Origin of the sequence: Rhizobium sp. SEMIA 4085 (assembly GCF_013004495.1) — a bacterium.
Lineage (GTDB): Bacteria > Pseudomonadota > Alphaproteobacteria > Rhizobiales > Rhizobiaceae > Rhizobium > Rhizobium gallicum.
Genome location: NZ_JABEPH010000448.1, coordinates 1 through 4,120 on the forward strand (window position 1 = coordinate 1; position 4,120 = coordinate 4,120).

The 4,120-nt window shown below is 58.2% G+C and carries 3 protein-coding genes and 1 pseudogene; 2 read left to right on the forward strand and 2 right to left on the reverse strand.

Annotated elements, in window-relative coordinates; all coding sequences use genetic code 11:
* Positions 1 to 189 (reverse strand): annotated as a pseudogene (locus tag C9413_RS32880) (NAD(P)-dependent oxidoreductase); the annotation flags it as partial.
* Positions 190 to 933: 744 nt separating this feature from the next.
* Entirely contained in the window at positions 934 to 1,965 is a 1,032-nt protein-coding gene (locus tag C9413_RS28755; RefSeq protein WP_052451758.1) for a LacI family DNA-binding transcriptional regulator, read from the reverse strand.
* A gap of 350 nt (positions 1,966 to 2,315) precedes the next feature.
* Between C9413_RS28755 and C9413_RS28760 the strand changes: the two genes are divergently transcribed.
* Both C9413_RS28760 and C9413_RS28765 read left to right on the forward strand, forming a co-directional pair.
* Positions 2,316 to 3,251 carry an ABC transporter permease gene (locus tag C9413_RS28760; protein ID WP_040116476.1) on the forward strand — a complete coding sequence of 312 codons (936 nt, stop codon included), beginning with the start codon at positions 2,316 to 2,318 and terminating at the stop codon, positions 3,249 to 3,251.
* Complete coding sequence (locus C9413_RS28765; protein WP_170251254.1) at positions 3,248 to 4,000, forward strand: ATP-binding cassette domain-containing protein; 753 nt, start codon at positions 3,248 to 3,250, stop codon at positions 3,998 to 4,000. Before C9413_RS28760 ends, C9413_RS28765 begins: the two co-directional genes overlap by 4 nt.
* Positions 4,001 to 4,120: the final 120 nt, after the last annotated feature.

Genomic DNA, 4,120 nt, shown 5'->3' on the forward strand with positions numbered 1-4,120 from the left:
ATCCAGGGCGGCACGGACTGCGTGCTGGTCCGACAGTGACCCCCGCACGATCTCGACCGCTGGATGGTCAATGACGCGGTTGTTGCAGAGCGCGCGCAGGGACCATCCGGAAAATTTTTCGTTGGCCAGAAATTCGGGCAGGAGATTCGCTCCCACCTTTCCCATTATTCCGGTCACCAGGAGTTTCAACTCGCTTCCCTCCGTCCAATGCCCACTCTCGAATAGAGGCACAGCTCCCTCAGCCCTCCTAGGCGGTCGAGGCCGTTATGGCACCGAAACGCCATTCCAGGGACGGAGTGTCTAGCCCCTCGCCAATGGCCGCGGCAGCTATCCGATTTGCGTACCTTAAGGCAGTTCCATTTCGATCATCCGGCTCGACCAGGACATTCTGTCGAGGCACTCGCCAGAACTGTCTACCGCCCTGATCCTCCCGTCGCGGCATACACAGTAATGTACGAACCGAAGGCAACTCGAACCAATATTATTGATCAGTATAGTTTTCGGCCCTGATCATATTAATGCTAATAACAGCACTTATTTGATGAAACCGTCAAGCAGGAATTTAACCAAGATGCGTCCCTCTTAGGGCCAGAGGCAAATGCAACGAGGCGCCGGTCGCCGCACGGCGGGAAGCGCGCTCCACGTCGATTCAAATCCGATGACGAGCCGAAACGGTCGACTATGAGCGCGCTGAGACTTTGAGGAAGTGAGCAAGCGCTTGAGGCAATCCACGCCCTGACCGACGCATTGTTTCGATCGCGCCGGGAAAAGTCGTCGATCTGTGGGGACAAAGGTGCCGAAGGCCACCCTCGCAAAGTCATCGCGGAAATTCGCACCGACCTCGCGTGAGATCTTCATTCCAGGTGCCAAGGACTGAGTTTCACAAGCCGCTGGATGCTCAGCGGGCTGCAATCGAGTTCTGTATTCAAACGATCACTGCGCCGCCACGGTGGCTTCGACATTGTCGACGCGCCGGCTGGCGGTGGATTCGCGTGCAATTAGCTCACACTCAACCTTTATGCGGCTGGGAGTGGTGTGCAGGCCGCCAGCCGCATCGATAAGCAGTTCTGTAGCCGTTCGCCCCATTTCATAGAGCGGCAGAACGAGGGTCGATAGGGGAGGGTGCGTGTACTGCGCTATATCGCGATCGTCAAAGCCAATAACGGCGACATCGTCCGGTATTTTGGCGCCCAATTGCTTGAGCGCGTCGAAACATCCGACTGCCATCATGTCGTTCGCGCAGAAGATGGCATCAGGTGGATTTTCCAGCGCCATCAGTTCCAGCGTCATTTCGTAACCTGCAGATGGCTCCCAATTGCCCGGACGCACCAAAGCCGGATCGAAGACGATGTCGTTGCTGGCCAACGCCTGTTTATAGCCCTTGAGGCGGTCACGCGCGGCGTCTACTCCCTGTTGACCATTGATGAAGCCGATGCGCCGACGACCTGACAGCAGGAGGTGTTCGGTCGCCGTGCGGCCCCCCAGAAGATCACCAGGCAAAACGGAGTGATGCTCGCGATGTTCGTCATAGCAGTTTACCAGGACGATACGGCGGTCGGCGAGGGCTGCAGGAATCTGCACGAGCCTGGTCAGGATCGTACCGTAGATCAGGCCAAGAATCGGCAATTTGCCCAGGCCTGCGATAATGTTGGCCTCAACATCGGCATCGCCATGGCTGACTGCCATCAGCACATTGATGCCGTATTCAAGGGCCTTATCCCGAGCGCCCTCGAAGGCCAGCGACATCCAGGGATCCGTTGATGTTTCATCGGCGACGAAAACTATGGTGGACTGCCCACCTGGGGCTGTCTTGGTGCCGCGGCGCACAAAACGATATCCAAGCGCCTGGGCAGCTTCCAGCACGCGACCGCGCGTGCTTTCGGCAAGTCGCGCACCTTTCGTTCCGCTGAGAACCAGTGAGACGGTGGCCTGGGAGACGCCCGCCGCTGCAGCTACATCCATCATGGTGGGCCGCCCCAAGCTCACTTGCCTCTTAGATTTGGACATAAGTCGATAATTTCCTCGTAGAAATAAACATCTGCCATGCAGTCGTGAAAAATTCAACGGCTTAGTTCTGAAAGGACGGCGGCCCGGCCCCTGCGTCCGTCCCCTTGGTTATATTATACGTAATAAATCAATTGACTTTGATAATATACGTTGCTGATATTAGCAAACGTGGCCGCAGAAGTCATGTGAAGGAGGGCCAGGTGGACGCCAGATTCCGTGGGGGAAGCCCGGATATGCGAAAAGGTGCTGAAAAAGGGCATGCGGCCGGACTGTCTGTCGCACTCACGTTCTTAAGCGCCGGGCCGGTTATCATCCTTATCGCGCTTGTTGTTATCCTCACCTTCAGCGTCCCCAACTTCTTCACGCCCCGCAATATCTCCAACATTCTGGCGCAAATCGCGGTGATCGCCGTTGTTGCGCTTGGCCAGCACCTCGTCATTTTGACCCGCGGTATAGATTTGTCGGTGGGCGCCAACCTGGCGCTGGCGACGGTTCTTGGAGCGCTGATGTACCGGGTCACCGACACTGCGTTCGTGGTCATGGCTACTATGCTGCTGGCGGGGGCCGCAGTGGGCGCGGTGAACGGGCTGGTCTATGTCTACGGCCGCCTGCCCCATCCGTTCATCATCACGCTGGCTACGCTCTCCATCGCCCGCGGTTTAGCGCTTGAGCTGTCGATAGGTCACACAACCATGCGCGGAATGCCTGCGACGATCACCGTCATCGGCGGAGGGACCAGCTTTGCGGTTCCGAACTCGTTCTTCGTGGTCCTAGCTGTGGCAGCGCTTATGTTTGTAATCGCCCGCTATATGGTTTGGGGCCGGTGGATCTACGCGGTCGGCGGCCAGCCGGACGCCGCTCGGCGCATGGGCATTCCGGTCAATCAGGTCATAGTCTCCACCTACCTGATATCGGGTCTGTGTTGCGGTGTTGGTGCCATCCTTCTCTCCGGACGCACCGAGGCGGGTTCGCCACTCTACGGCAACCTGCTCGAACTTGACACCATCGCGGCCGTGATCATCGGCGGCGCCAGTTTTCTCGGCGGCCGCGGGCATCTTGGACATGCGCTGGTGGGAGCGGTGATGATCGGCGTCATCCGCAACGCCCTGAACCTGCTCAACGTCAACCTTTATTTCCAGCTCATTGCCATCGGAGTGATCATCGTAATGGCCGTCGAGTCGGACGTGCTGCGCAATCATCTCGAAGCCCGCATGCGGGTCAAACAGGCGGGAACGCAGGGATGACGAAACCCGTTCTGGAAGTGCGTAGCGCGCATAAGCGTTTCGGTGCGGTCCATGCTCTAAAGGGTATCGGCCTCATGGCCTATCGTGGGGAAGTGCTTGCCTTGCTGGGAGACAACGGCGCAGGCAAGTCCACCCTGATCAAATGCGTCAGTGGGGTGCATGAGCTCGACGAAGGCGACATCCTGATTGATGGCGACAAAGTCTTGATCCATAATCCTGCCGCCGCGCGCAGTGCCGGGATAGAAACGGTCTATCAGGATCTGGCGCTTTTCGACAATCTGACGCCGGCTGAAAATTTTTACTGTGGACGGGAGCTGTCGTTTCCGCGATGGCTTCCACGTTGCGCGCGATTCCTTGCTACCCGGCAGATGGACAGTGAAGCTGCAGCCGTCATCGACCGGCTTAAAGTCAAGCTGCCCGGATTCGACGCTCAGGTGGCGCTGATGTCGGGCGGGCAGCGGCAGGCCATCGCCGTCGCCCGCGCGGCTGTGTTTGCGCGAAAGGTTGTCATCCTTGATGAGCCGACGGCTGCACTTGGACTGCGCGAAAGCCGAAAAGTTCTCAACCTCATCGCCCAGCTCAGGGACGAGGGGAATGCGGTGATCCTGATCACCCACAATATGGAACATGTCGTTGAATTGGCCGACCGCGCAGTGGTGCTGCGGCAGGGGCACAAGGTCGGCGAAATCGAAAAGCCCAATCGGTCAAACCAGCAGGATCTGGTGGCGATGCTCGTCGGGGCCGAATGAGGAGGGTTCATCTGCCGGGCCTCCGGCAGCGGGAGCGGCCTCTAACAGGCATTCATCAAACGGGAGGACTATCATGATATTTATGCCACTATTGGGCTGGCTGGCGCATTGGGGGTTCAA

Coding starts and splice junctions, on each gene's coding strand:
- C9413_RS28755 (WP_052451758.1), bottom strand. CDS start 1,965: ATGATGGATGTAGCTGCAGCGGCGGGCGTCTCCCAGGCCACCGTCTCA.
- C9413_RS28765 (WP_170251254.1), top strand. CDS start 3,248: ATGACGAAACCCGTTCTGGAAGTGCGTAGCGCGCATAAGCGTTTCGGT.